Source organism: Gimesia fumaroli, assembly GCF_007754425.1.
GTDB classification, from domain to species: domain Bacteria; phylum Planctomycetota; class Planctomycetia; order Planctomycetales; family Planctomycetaceae; genus Gimesia; species Gimesia fumaroli.
This window is the reverse complement of the sequence record NZ_CP037452.1, coordinates 5951301-5965103: the sequence shown is the minus strand read 5'-3', so window position 1 is coordinate 5965103 and position 13803 is coordinate 5951301. Positions and strand designations below refer to the sequence as shown.

General features: G+C 50.9%; 9 protein-coding genes. 7 read left to right on the top strand and 2 right to left on the bottom strand.

The window, feature by feature from the left end:
• Positions 1-5: 5 nt before the first annotated feature.
• Positions 6-1025 (bottom strand): DUF368 domain-containing protein, encoded by a 1020-nt coding sequence (locus Enr17x_RS22580; protein WP_145311950.1) that lies wholly within the window; start codon positions 1023-1025, stop codon positions 6-8.
• A 174-nt stretch (positions 1026-1199) separates the two neighbouring features.
• On the opposite strand from Enr17x_RS22580, the gene Enr17x_RS22575 reads away from it, so the two are divergent.
• From Enr17x_RS22575 to Enr17x_RS22560, 4 genes are all read left to right on the top strand, one after another.
• Positions 1200-1616, top strand: coding sequence for a hypothetical protein (locus tag Enr17x_RS22575; RefSeq protein ID WP_145311949.1), 417 nt, complete (start codon positions 1200-1202; stop codon positions 1614-1616).
• A gap of 85 nt (positions 1617-1701) precedes the next feature.
• Complete coding sequence (uvrA, locus tag Enr17x_RS22570; RefSeq protein WP_145311948.1) at positions 1702-8670, top strand: excinuclease ABC subunit UvrA; 6969 nt, start codon at positions 1702-1704, stop codon at positions 8668-8670.
• Between the two features lie 253 nt (positions 8671-8923).
• Positions 8924-9841: a 4-(cytidine 5'-diphospho)-2-C-methyl-D-erythritol kinase gene (ispE, locus tag Enr17x_RS22565; RefSeq protein WP_145311947.1), complete on the top strand. Its 918-nt coding sequence runs from the start codon at positions 8924-8926 to the stop codon at positions 9839-9841.
• A gap of 38 nt (positions 9842-9879) precedes the next feature.
• The gene (locus Enr17x_RS22560) at positions 9880-10551 is read left to right on the top strand and encodes a SpoVG family protein (protein ID WP_145311946.1); all 672 of its coding nucleotides are present in this window, start codon (positions 9880-9882) and stop codon (positions 10549-10551) included.
• A gap of 163 nt (positions 10552-10714) precedes the next feature.
• On the opposite strand, the gene Enr17x_RS22555 is transcribed toward Enr17x_RS22560, so the two are convergent.
• Positions 10715-10996, bottom strand: coding sequence for a hypothetical protein (locus Enr17x_RS22555; RefSeq protein ID WP_145311945.1), 282 nt, complete (start codon positions 10994-10996; stop codon positions 10715-10717).
• Between the two features lie 357 nt (positions 10997-11353).
• On the opposite strand from Enr17x_RS22555, the gene Enr17x_RS22550 reads away from it, so the two are divergent.
• The 3 genes from Enr17x_RS22550 (at position 11354) to Enr17x_RS22540 (ending at position 13737) form a co-directional block, all read left to right on the top strand.
• Positions 11354-12073, top strand: a complete 720-nt coding sequence (locus Enr17x_RS22550; protein ID WP_198000748.1) for a 3-keto-disaccharide hydrolase — start codon at positions 11354-11356, stop codon at positions 12071-12073.
• Positions 12074-12165: 92 nt separating this feature from the next.
• Positions 12166-13026, top strand: a complete 861-nt coding sequence (locus tag Enr17x_RS22545; RefSeq protein ID WP_145311943.1) for a ThuA domain-containing protein — start codon at positions 12166-12168, stop codon at positions 13024-13026.
• Positions 13027-13053: 27 nt separating this feature from the next.
• Entirely contained in the window at positions 13054-13737 is a 684-nt protein-coding gene (locus Enr17x_RS22540; protein WP_145311942.1) for an SDR family oxidoreductase, read from the top strand.
• Positions 13738-13803: the final 66 nt, after the last annotated feature.

Genomic DNA, 13803 nt, shown 5'->3' with positions numbered 1-13803 from the left:
GCCGATTACAGGTCGGTGGTGTCGTGCATCGCGTACTTTTGTGATAACCGGTCCAACCCCCAGACCAGAAAGGCCGCACCCACAATCAGTGCGAGCGAAGACCAGAACATACCGTCAAAACTGCCCGGCCAGACATTCTCGTAAATTCGATGTTTGAAGGGCACCATTTCAGGTGTCTGATCGGCGGTGTAGGGGGTCGCATCAATCTTAAACGGCCAGATCCGCCTGAGTGAACCCACCATCAAGCCACAGAGAACGGCCATCGTCAACGTGTGGAAATTGTGCAATAGCCAGCGTAGCACTTTGCTGAACAGGATCAGTCCGAGTAAACAACCCATCACAAACACAACAACCGTCAGTAAACCGTTCCAGTCGATGTTCCCTTTAAGTAGTTCTTTCGGAATGGTTTTCAATAAACCGGTGATGTCGTGATATTTTCCCAGCAGGATCAGTATCAGCGCACCACTAATCCCAGGCAGAATCATCGCACAGATGGCAATCATCCCGCAGAGAAAGACATAAAAGTTTCCTTCAGGCGGCTTGACCGAATGTTCGCCCACCAGCAGGTAAACACCAATCAGCGAAGCGGCAAACGCGATCACATTTGCAATCGTCCAGCGATCCACCATTTGTGCCACTAGAAAACTGGAAGCCAGGATCAATCCGAAAAAGAGCGATAGCGTCAGTTGCAGATGATAATCGAGCAGATAATGCATCAGGCTGGCCAGACTGACGACGCCTGTTAGAATTCCCACACCCAGCGGAATTACAAATCGCAGGTCGAGATGTTGTGCCGCCTCAGACCATTTCCGCTGCATCAACAGTTGGAACAATCGGGCGTCACAGTGACTGATGGCAGTAATCAGACGTTGGTAGATGCCCAGAATCAGTGCGACCGTTCCCCCGGAAACGCCGGGAATGATGTCGGCGCCCCCCATTAAAAGCCCTCTTCCAAGTTGAATCAGATCTCCTTTGGCGGGAAATTTGGAGGGGGACTGGGAAACGGAGGGTTCGGAATCAGACATCAATCAACCTTGATTTAATGAACAAAAGGATCTTCGATTCAATTATTTCGACGCCAGCAATTGAACACAGGATACGAGATCAGGTATGTTTCATAGAGATGCAAAGTGTAATCTAGTGAAGCGTTTCTGAAAAGCGTTGATTTCTGATCCCTCAATAGTAAAGAGAAAAGCACTATGAAAGGCCCCGGATTGAAGCTGGACCTCGATGTCAGGCGACTCTGGAAGTGTCCTCAAACGGGCGAAACGATTCGATTGAGCGGCGATGTCACTGCGAAAACAATGCAGGTGAAGGGCGAAACCGTCTTCATGCAACTCGTCGAAGAAAAACGCAGTCTCTACCGGGATCCGTTTCATTTTGACTATTATGAATTACCGGAAGGCGATCAATCTTCTTCAGAACGGGCCGCTGCAGCTGCGCGTTCGATTGAGGGAACGGAATCGGTAGAAGAAATCGTCGTGACTGAAGAACAGTCGCTGGAAATTTCATCAATCACTCCCGAATCATCAGAAACCGAAACGTCTTCGACGCAAAATCCACCAGAGGAACAATTAGAGGAAGAAGAAGACAGCTTCGGCGGCGGTTTGCTCTGAACCACTTTGAATCGATGCGTTCGATTGATCACGATTTCGTTTGAGTTTCTTATCTCGGCATCAGCCGATTGGTATAACGCGGTCTATGTCACAAACAGATATCATTATTACCGGTGCTCGCGAGCACAATCTGCAAAACGTCAGTGTTCAACTTCCCCGCAATCGACTGATCGTCATGACCGGAGTCAGTGGCTCCGGCAAAAGCTCGCTCGCGTTTGATACGCTCTACGCCGAAGGGCAACGACGTTACGTCGAGTCGCTCTCCAGTTACGCGCGGCAGTTTCTGGGGCAGATGCCGAAACCGGAAGTCGATGCCATCTCCGGCCTCGCTCCTTCCATTTCCATCCAGCAGAAAATGAGCGGCCGCAATCCGCGTAGTACCGTGGGCACGATTACGGAAATTTACGATTACTTGCGCGTTTTGTTTGCGCGCGTCGGACTGGGATCGTGTGAAAACTGCGGCAAACCGATCAGCTCTCAGAGCAGCGAACGGATTATCGATTCGATTTCGCTGCTGCCCGAGAAAACCCGCTTTTCAATTCTGGCACCGCTCATTCAGCAACAGAAAGGCGAATACAAAGATCTGTTCGAGGACCTTTCCAAACAGGGATTTCTTAGAGCACGCGTCGATGGTCGCATTGTACAATTGACCGATCAGCTTCAACTGGATCGTCAGATGCGTCACACAATTGAAGTCGTCATCGACCGATTGGTGGCAGGCAAAGTCAGCCGCGCGCGGTTGGCAGAGTCGGTAGAGCTGGCGTTGAAACAGGGCAATGGAACGCTGATCGTCGCACAGGAACTTTCGGCGAAACATCCTGACAAGGAAAATGCAGAGACGCTACAAGACAAAATCTTCAGTTCACGCTATGCCTGTGCCGATTGTGGCATCAGTTATGAACCGCCCACGCCGCAGCTCTTCAGTTTCAACAGTCCGTTGGGAATGTGTAATGAATGTAACGGCCTCGGTATGCGGTACGATTTTCCGCTCGACTCCTTACTGAAAAAAGAATCGCTGTCAATTCAAAAAGGGGCCTTCGAGCTCTTGGGCCCGTTGAGCAAAGTCGGAAAATGGCGACGGCACATCTACAATGGAGTGGCTCGCTCCATCGAAAAGAATCTCAAACTTCCCGAAGACAGCTTTCTGAAAACGCCCTGGAATGAATTGCCCGAAGCCGCCCAGCATCAGTTTCTGTATGGAACCGGCGAACGCAATATTACGTTCAGCTGGCGGCATTCCGGCGGCGTCTGGAAGCATGGCGGTACCTGGGAAGGCTACATTGAGGAACTGCTGGAAAGTTACCGTAAAACCAGCAATCCCATGCGTCGGAGACAGCTCGAAAAGTATATGGACTTTGTCCAATGTTCCAGTTGTCACGGAACGCGACTGAACACACAGGCCCGCCACGTTCACATTACTTCGACCAGTTATTCCTCCAATGGCAGTCAAAAACCATCTGCTAAAACTCTGCCGGAAGTCTGTGCCTTCAGCATTGAAGAAGCCGCCACCTTCTTCGAATCATTGGAACTGGACGAGACCGGATTGCTGATTGCTGATGAGGTCTTGAAAGAGATTCGCGGGCGACTCGGGTTTCTCTTGAGATGTGGTCTGAATTATCTGACGCTCGACCGCACCGCGCCCACGCTGTCCGGCGGTGAAAGTCAGCGGATTCGACTGGCCGGGCAGATTGGCTGCGGTCTGGTGGGCGTTGTGTATATTTTGGACGAACCCTCGATCGGCCTGCACCCCCGCGACAATACGATGCTGCTGGAAAGTCTTTGCGATCTGCGTGATCAGGGAAATACGGTCATCGTCGTCGAGCACGATGAAGAGACCATGCGCGCCGCTGACCATATCGTCGACTTCGGTCCCGGCCCCGGTATCCGTGGCGGGCACATTGTCGCGGAAGGCACCTATCAGAAAGTTCTCAAAGCGAAAGAGAGTGTGACGGCCCAGTTCCTGTCCGGTAAAGAAAAAATCGAAATCCCGGAAACACGTCGTCGTCTTGTCAAAAAAGAATCGATTACAATCAAGGGTGCCAAACACCATAACCTGAAAAATATCAGCGCTTCGATTCCAACCAAAGGTTTTATCTGCGTGACTGGTGTGAGTGGTTCCGGTAAGAGTTCACTCGTGAACGATATTCTCTGGCCTGTCCTCAATAAAAGTGTCAACAAAGGAAAAGGCAATCCTGGCGATCATCAGAAAGTGACCGGCCTGGAATTCATCGACAAAGCGATTGACATCGATCAGTCTCCCATCGGTCGGACGCCGCGATCGAACCCGGCGACGTATGTGAAGGTCTTCGATCTCATTCGTGATCTGTATGCCAAACTACCCGATGCCCGTGCCCGCGGTTACAAAGCCGGGCGGTTCAGTTTCAATGTTGCCGGCGGACGCTGTGAAGCCTGTGAAGGACACGGTGCGAATAAGCTGGAGATGGATTTTCTGGCTGATGTCTGGGTTCCCTGTCCGGTTTGTGAAGGGCGTCGTTTTCATCATGAGACGTTGGAGATTCGCTACAAGGGCGCCAATATCGCCGAAGTTCTGGAGATGGATATTCAGCAGGCGATTGAACATTTTCAGAACGTTCCCAAAATTCTGAAGCTGCTGGAATCGCTGCACAATGTCGGGTTGGACTATCTTAAATTAGGGCAGCCTTCCCCCACACTGTCCGGCGGTGAAGCACAACGGGTCAAGCTGGCACGCGAGCTGGGTAAACGTTCGACCGGCAGCACCTTTTATCTTTTAGACGAACCAACAACCGGGCTGCACTTTGCCGATGTCAAATTACTGTTAAAAGTGCTGCATCATCTGGTCGATGCCGGAAACACGGTCTTGGTGGTCGAGCACCATCTCGATGTAATCAAGACGGCCGACTGGGTGATTGATCTTGGCCCCGAGGGCGGAGAAGGGGGGGGGACGATTCTGGTTGAAGGGACGCCCGAAGAAGTCGCCGCCTGTTCGCACTCCTACACTGGCCTGGCGTTGAAAGAACAGACCGATCTTGTGCCTTCCAAATCGACGAAACGCAAGAAAAAAATAAAAGCGCTGACTCTCAACAACCCGCACCTGCGCTGGCAGTCAGCGAATCAAAAACGGAATGGCAAACCCAAAGGGGACAGCAAAGAGATCACGATCCGCGGTGCCGGCCAGCACAACCTGCAGAACCTGGATTTGCAGATTCCCCGTAATCAGATGAATGTCTTCTGTGGCCCTAGTGGCAGCGGCAAAAGTTCGCTGGCGATGGATACGCTCTACGCCGAAGGGCAGCGTCGCTATGTGGAATCGCTGTCAGCTTACGCCCGCCAGTTTCTCGGCCAGATGCCCAAACCGAAGTTCGAGCACATTCACGGCCTCTCGCCAGCGATCGCCATTGAACAGAAAACAACCGGCCATTCACCCCGTTCGACCGTCGGCACCGTGACCGAAATTTATGATTACCTGCGCGTGCTCTATGCCCGCCTGGGAACCATGTATTGCCCGGACTGCGATGTGCCCGTGGAAACGCAGACCACCGATGAAGTCATTGAACGCATTTTGGCGATGGAAGCGGGAACCAAGCTCTTGATCTTGGCGCCCGTCGAGATCAACGTCGGTCAGGCCTATGAGACGCTTTGGGAAAAACTGAAGTCACAAGGCTTCCTGCGGGTACGCATCGATGGCACGACGTACCGTCTGGAAGAGGTCCCGGAAATCGACCGCCGTCGTCGGCATGAAGTGGAAGTCGTGCTCGACCGGATTACCGTCGCCGCCAAGAATCGTTCGCGCATTGCCGACTCAGTAGAATCCGCCTTGGCGCTCGGCGAAGGGCTGATGTATACCTGCTATTGTGATGAGACGATTCCCGAAGAAGAATGGGATTTCGAAACGTTCAGCCTGTTTTACTTCTGTGAACAGTGTGGCCAGAGCTTTGAAGAGTTAACCCCGCACAATTATTCCTTCAACAGTCCGCTGGGGTGGTGTGAATATTGTGAAGGCCTGGGAACTGAACTGGGTACGAATTTATCCGAATTGATTCCCGATCCGAATCGCAGTCTAGAGGACGCCGCCGTCGCCGCCTGGCCCGATCCACGGACGAATCCTGAGTTCAACAAAACGCTGGTTGCGCTGGCAAAACAGTTTCGGATTCCGCTGGACGTCCCCTTTAATCAGCTCAGCGTGAAACAGCAACGCGTCGTGCTCTACGGCGATGAAGATCGCTGGATTCCACTAGATGACTCCGGCAGAATTCAATTTCAATATAAGGGACTCTATCCGGCAATTGAAGAAGCGTCGCGGCTCTCGTTTGCGTTTCGCAGCCGTCTGCATGAGATGACGGGGGAAGTACCCTGTTCTGTATGTCACGGCAGCCGTCTGCGAACTGATGCCGCCGCCGTGCGGTTCCAGGGTAAGACCATTGGACAGTTTTGTGATCTTCCTTTAAGCGATGCGCTTGCGTTTATAAAAACCGCAAAGCTCGATAAACGGCAAAAGCAGATCGCCGGCGATCTGATCAAAGAAGCCACGAGCCGACTGGAGTTTCTGGTTGATGTCGGGCTGGAATATTTAACTCTCAGTCGCCCGTTGCCGACGCTTTCGGGGGGAGAGAGCCAGCGGATTCGACTGGCAGGGCAGGTGGGACGTTCCCTGACCGGCGTATTGTATGTGCTGGATGAACCGACGATCGGCCTGCATCCGCGCGACAACACACGGTTGATCAACACGCTCAAAAAACTGCGCGATATCGGCAACACGATTGTGATGGTCGAGCATGATCGGGAAGTTTTGGAAGCTTCGGACTGTCTGTACGATTTTGGTCCGGGGGCAGGACGGTTTGGCGGTACGATTGTCGGCAAAGGTTCGCCCAAGCAGTTACAACGCAAAAAGAAATCACTCACGGGGCAATATCTGTCAGATCAGTTGACGATCCCGCTGCCTCAGGAACGCCGCGTGATTTATGAAAAACAGGGCAAGACCGACGTTGCGGTTTCTCCCACCGGTCACTGGCTGGAATTGAAAGGAGCTCGCCAGCACAATCTGCAGTCGGTCGATCTCTCCATTCCATTGGGGGCATTTGTCTGTATTACGGGTGTGAGTGGTTCGGGAAAAAGTTCGCTGATCGAAGAGACACTGGCACGGGCCGTCACCAAAAAGCTGCACCGTTCCAAAGTAGCACCCGGCCCGTTTGATGATCTGCTGGGGCTTGAGCAGATCAATAAAGCGATCATTGTCGATCAAAGGCCGCTGGGGAATACGCCCGCTTCGAATCCTGCCACCTATACCGGCGTGTTTGATCAGATTCGCGAACTCTTTTCTCGACTCCCTGATTCCAAAGTGCGCGGCTATCAACCGGGGCGTTTCAGTTTCAACCGTTCGGGCGGACGCTGTGAAGACTGTGAAGGCAACGGTCAACGCTGTATCGAAATGCACTTTCTGCCCGATGTCTGGGTGACCTGTGAAACCTGTAACGGCAAACGCTATAACCAGGAAACGCTGTCGGTCAAATATAAAGGGAAATCGATCGCTGATGTGCTGGAGATGTCGATTGGCGAAGTGGCAGAGCTGTTTAATAACATTCCTGCGATCAGGCGCACCATGGAAACCCTGTGTGCGATTGGTCTGGATTACCTGACGCTGGGACAATCCGCGCCGACGTTATCGGGGGGCGAATCGCAACGCGTGAAACTGGCGGCGGAACTGGCACGACCAAGTACCGGAAAAACACTGTATCTACTGGATGAACCGACGACCGGCCTGCATTTTGATGACATTGCCAAACTGCTCAAGGTACTCAACAGTCTGGTCGAACTGGGCAATACCGTGATCGTGATTGAGCACAATCTGGACGTGATCAAAACAGCCGACTGGCTGGTGGATGTCGGACCGGAAGCGGGCATTGGTGGCGGACGGATCATCGCTGCAGGAACGCCGGAAAAACTGGTGGAACATGCTGACCGCTTTCAGAAACAAAAAGGCAAAGCACGATCAAGCAAATCTAAACAGCCGCCGCTGCTCCGATCTTATACGGGTGAAATTCTCAAGCCGATTCTTGCCTCCGGTGATCGCGAGGAACGCGAAGTCTTCGACGCACAGTCACTCGGAGAAAAGCAGGCAGGCGACCTTGACCTGAAGCAAATCGGCCGCGACGCACAGATGCCGTGGCAGAAAGAGGGGAGACGCTGGCATACGCAGGACCATGTTTCCCTTTCGGGAGCGGCCTGTCAGTGGGAAGGCGGGGCGCTGGAAGCGGTGATCGACTTTGTGGAGAACAAAGAGGGCTTTGGTGAGATCAACTGGAATCATCGCAGTATTGTGGAAGTGAACGGACCGGTCAAAAAACAGGGGTGGTTCCTGCATGCGAATACCGGGGATGAGTGGCTTCTCCGGCTCAATTTCCGCGTCAAACGAAATACCTTTAAACAGGATGAATTGCGGGAAGAGTTGGCGCTGAAGTCTCTGGATGATCTGGACGAGCTTCCCATCTATGGACGTTCAAACCGGGTGCGAGTTAAAAATCTGAAAGGCCCCTGGCAGGAAGTCAGTCTGACAGTTCACTGGGAGGAAGAAATCAGCACACCCGCGTTTATGGAATTCCTGGAGACGGCGTGCGAATCGTATCTCGGCTTGATTCAACGCGATGAAATCAAGCCCGAAGAGATCATGCCCTGGAAAGTCCTGAAGAAGAAATGGCACTTGTCGCGGAAAGGGTTCCCGAATAACAAACGGGTTGTCTGGGATGCGGCGCTATTGGAGTCTCTGTTTGATCTGGTGGAGCAGACTTACCCCGATGCGGACATTCAATGGGACAGCAAATCGCTGGTGAATTTTACGCGTGCGGGAAAAAAGAAGTCGTTTCTGACGATTCATACCAAACGCCGCGAAGGCGTCGATCTGACACTGCAATCTTCGTCGGGGCAACTCACGCTGGGCAAGATCGCCGACCTGGGAAGCGATCGCGAAATCAAAACCGATTCCAAAGGCAAAGAGCTGGCGCGGATTCGCTTCACAAACCAGAAGCAGGTGCAAACCAAAGCGTTCAAACAACTGCTTAAATCGATGACTGACGAGTGAGCCGTTCCGAAACAGAACTTCAAAAAACGCTTTGAAATAAAGGGGGAAATCCCCGCATCTCGGAAAAGATGTTGACGTTTTTTGGTTTAACAGATAGGATACTTGCTGTAGCAATAGTCTTTTATATTGTTACGTCGTATAGCAATCGAATCTTAATCAGGTCAAATCGCTCTAATCTCTCACTCATCAGTGAGGACCTGTTCAATAAAACGACACTGAATTCGTTTTGGTAGGAATTATGGAAATGTGACGGATGCTCTTTTCTTACTCCAATTCGCGCTCCATTACCGTTCATACTCCTGCAAAATTAAATTTGTTCTTAAGCATCGATCATAAGCGATCCGACGGCTTTCACGATATTACGTCGTTAATGCTGTCGGTGGGAATATACGACACTTTAGTTTTCACGGAGGAACCTTCATCAGAAGTTGAGTTGCGTGTTGTCGAAGCAAATTCTCTTCAGCCCCAACAACTTACAGTCCAGGAGTCGACCCCGACCGGAGAAGAAAATCTGGTAGTTCGCGCAATCAGGTTGCTTCAGGTAAAGTCGGGTAAACAACAAGGAATTCGAATTCAGTTAACAAAACGAATTCCTTCCCAGGCTGGATTAGGCGGGGGGTCAAGTGATGCAGCTGCAGCCTTGTTTGCTGTCAATAAACTTTGGCAATTGGGATTGTCGCTTCATGAACTACGTGAATTGGCGGCGGAACTGGGAAGTGATATTCCCTTCTTTCTGACAGAAAGCACCAGTGCCATCTGCCGGGGAAGAGGTGAACTGATAAAACCTGTTTCAATTCCCCATTGTCTCCATTTTGTAGTTGTCCGTCCCTGTTCGGGACTATCGACTGCTGACGTTTATCGGCACTGTCGAGTGGGAAGCCATTCGGAAAATCAGGTAGCGCAACTCGCAGGCGATCTGGCTTCTGGTCAATTTCATTCATTATCCAGCCTCATGTTGAATGATCTTCAGGCTCCTGCGGAAACACTGAATTCGGACATATTAATTTTAAAAGATTACTTCTCAAAACAATCTGTTTTGGGGCATATGATGAGTGGTAGTGGGACTGCCTATTTCGGTATCTGCCAGAACCGGGCTCAGGCATCTCAGATTGCGGCACGATTACGTTCCACAATCAAAGGGCACATATTTGTCGTCCAGAACCGGCTATAGATGAGCAATTCAAAATTTGGCACAAATGGAGTGAGGCCATGGATATCAGTGAAGTACGCATCAAGTTGATGAATGATCCGCATGAAAGATTACTTGCTTTTTGCTCGATTACTTTCGATGTTTCGTTTGTCATTCGAGATTTGAAAATTATTCAGGGGGCCAAAGGCGCCTTTGTGGCGATGCCCAGTCGCAAACTAATGGATCGCTGCCCGAAATGTCACACCAAAAACCACCTGCGGGCCTCGTTTTGTAATCAGTGTGGTGTGCGACTCGATGAAAACCGGGCGGATAAGGATGACGCGGGACGCGCCCGACTCTATGCCGATATCGCCCATCCGATCAATTCGGAATGCCGTGAATTGATTCAGCAGGAAGTCCTCAAAGCCTATCAGGATGAAACCATCTCCGCAAAGCAGGATGGCTATATCTGTCGCTATGACGACTTTGGTGAAGAGGATTATGCCCGCCTGAGTCCTTCCTATGAGGAAGATTCCGAAGAAACAAAGGCCCCTGCCGAAACAGCGGGTTCTGAATCAATCCACATCCGCAAAAATAATCAGGTATTCCGAATAGACTCTGCCGAGAGTTCTCAGGAATCGAGTCCGCCGCATCATACGGCAGCAGAACAGCCCGAATCAGACAAAGTATCATCGAATGAGAGTGAGTCTCGTTTACGAGGCGGTGATACCTTTGGTTCCGGAATTGTCTGATCTTCACAAACACGTGCCATAAAATCAGAGTGTCACCCCAGGCGTGAACTCGATTCAATGGCCAGGCACTCATTGGCGACTGATTCTGCTACGAACGGATCCTGTTTCATAGCAGAATCAACTACATGATCCCGACCTCAGATTGCCAATGAGTGGGGCTACATCACATCAAAAACAGGCCTGCCACCATGATTGTGATGCCGGTCGCTTTGGACGTCAGCATGTGCTGCAAACGATCAATCATTTTGTCGTTTGCTTGCAGTTCGACAATTTCCTGCTTTTCAACCTCTTTACGCAGTTCGGCATTCAACCACTCCAGAACCGAGATGCTCAGGTTCTGAGAGGTATCTTCCGTTTCAGCTGAATCAGCATGGCCCAGACCTGTGGCCGATGGTCTGGTTGTCTTGGATTGACACTGCTGAGGGGAAATCATTAACTGTTGCATGCTGGCCCATTTCTTTCTCGGTGGTAATCCGAATTCAGCAACTGATCACTCTGAGCACAGGGAGGGAATGATTCAGTGATGAAGGATTCAATCATTGTCCCTGTGAAGCGAATCAGTTTAAGGAGGGAACAGTACTTGTATCGTAAAGTTTGCAGTGTTTCCCTCATGTATTGTTTACGGATTTCAGATATTTGAGGGGAGAGCAGAAAGATATATCGATTATAGGTGTCCTGCACAGAACACGGGACAGCAGGCTTCAGTGCGCCATCTGGAATCGATATGATAGGGAAACAAGATCAGAACATGTTTCCTTGCAATCACCGATTTAACTTTGACTTTCCTGAAAGAAAATATTTGATGAAATCTCTGCATGCATTTTTGTTACTAATGACCTCGGTTTGTTTTCTGACAAGTTGTAGTGATTCCGCACCGACTGAAAAACAAAAAGAGGAAGCACTCAATGAGGTTCCTGCCATCGATTTGCCTGAAAAAACGTTAGAATCGTTATTCGAAGTCGAAGATGGTTTTACGCTTCTGAGCCTGAAAGACTTTAAAGAGTTTCAGGGAAAATCAAAAGAGCCGGTCCAGGAACCGACCTGGACGGAAAAAAATGGTGTGATCTCCTGCACGGGCCAGCCACGGGGCTATCTGCACTCGCTGGAAAGTCTGGGGAACTGCACCGTACGGTTGGAGTATCGTTTTCCGGAATCAGCTGAGAAAAATGAGAACCCCAACACCGGCTTTCTGTTTTTCATCACCGGCGAAAATCGAATCTGGCCTAAGTGTCTGGAAGTGCAGGGTAAATTTGAGGAGATGGCTCACATCAAATCCAACAGCAAAGAAATCACCCTGGAAGTGACCGACAATCAGGCGGCCCGCGAATCTGCCAGACGCCCGATCGGCGAGTGGAACGCCATCGAAGTCGTTTGTAAAGATGGTGCGCTGACTTCGGTTTTGAATGGAACCCCCATCGCTTCCAGTAAGCCGAGTGAACTCAAGTCAGGTTTCTTCGGCATTCAGTCCGAAGGAGACGCTGTCGAGTTTCGCAATATCCGCGTGCAGAAACTGACCGATTAGGCGTTTTGCTTTGCATTAGACTGCCTGTTCACTTTAAAATGGGCAGACTGAAGTCTTGAGTCTTCCTATTAACAAACCGTGGAGCGATCACCATGCAATTTCGATTATTGATGTCTTTCTGCCTGCTGGCATGTACCCTGTTGCTGACCCCCTCCTATTCCCAGGCCGAATCAGGAAAAACCAGGGTGTTGATGCTGACCCAGAGTAAAGGTTATACACACGGCTCGGTAAAGCGGAAGGATAAGACCGAGTTGGCACCTGCCGAAATCGCCATGGTCCAACTGGGCAAACAGTCCGGCCTGTTCTCGGTCGACTGTACTCAGGATGCAGCCGCGGACTTCACGAAAGAGAATCTGAAAAACTATGACATCGTAATGTTCTACACGACCGGAATGCTGCCGATCAAAGAAGCAGATATGCAATATTTTCTGAATGACTGGCTCAAACAGAAAGGGCATGGTTTCATCGGTTTCCACTCCGCCACCGATACTTATAAATCGTACGAGCCCTATTGGGATATGGTCGGTGGTTCGTTCAACGGGCACCCCTGGACTTCCGGTAATAAGGTGACGATCACTGTGCATAATACCGATCACCCGGCGATGAAATCGTTCGGCAAAGAATTTCAGATCAAAGACGAAATTTATCAGTACAAGAACTGGCAGCCGGAAAAAGTGCATGTGCTAATGAGCCTGAATATGGAAAAATGCAATCCCAAACGTCCTTACCAGGTTCCCGTTGCCTGGGCGAAAGAGTGGGGAAACGGCAAGGTCTTTGTGAATAACCTGGGACACAACCCGCAAACCTGGGCCAATCCTGCCTTTCAAAAATCAGTCATCGGAGCCATCAAATGGATCCGCGGCGATGCACCCTCTGCAGTTCCCGTGAATCCGGAACTTTCCAAACGGGAAGATGCAAAGGCAGCCGCTGCTACCAAAGCCGCTGAAAAGTAAAATTCAAAGTCTATTGCAGGAAAACGCATGTCGAAAGTAATCGTCGTGACGGGCGCGACCCAGGGATTGGGGCGCGCCATGTCCGCTGGCTTCATTGAAGCCGGTCACACCGTGATCGGCTGTGGTCGGTCAGCAGAAAAGATCGCAGCACTGTCAAAACAGTATGGTGCAGCGCATCAGTTTTCGGTGGTCGATATTGCTGATGACCGCTCTGTTCAAGACTGGGCGTCTAGTGCGATAGACCAGTTTGGGCCGCCGGATTTGCTGCTGAATAATGCGGCGCAGATCAACGAGAACGCGCCGCTGTGGGAAGTACCTGCGGAAGACTTTGATTCCATTATCGATGTGAATATCAAAGGTACCGCCAACACCATTCGCCATTTTCTGCCTGTCATGCTAGAGCAGCAGACGGGCGTGGTTGTGAATTTCAGTTCCGGTTGGGGGCGTTCGACGTCCGCAGAAGTCGCCTCTTATTGTGCGACGAAATGGGCCATCGAAGGTTTGACGCAGGCACTGGCGCAAGAACTGCCACGTGGCATGGCGGCGATCCCTTTGAATCCGGGGATTATTAATACCGAATTGCTGCAAAGCTGTTTTGGTTCACAAGCCGCACACTACCCGACGGCAGAAGAATGGGCAGAGACCGCCGTCCCCTTTCTATTAGGCCTATCGGCTCGAGATAACGGAAAACAATTGACGGCTCCTGGTTAGAAAACGCACTCAAAAACCGGCAAAGATCGCTTTTTTCCGCAGAATGGTAATTCACTTCGAGTTTGA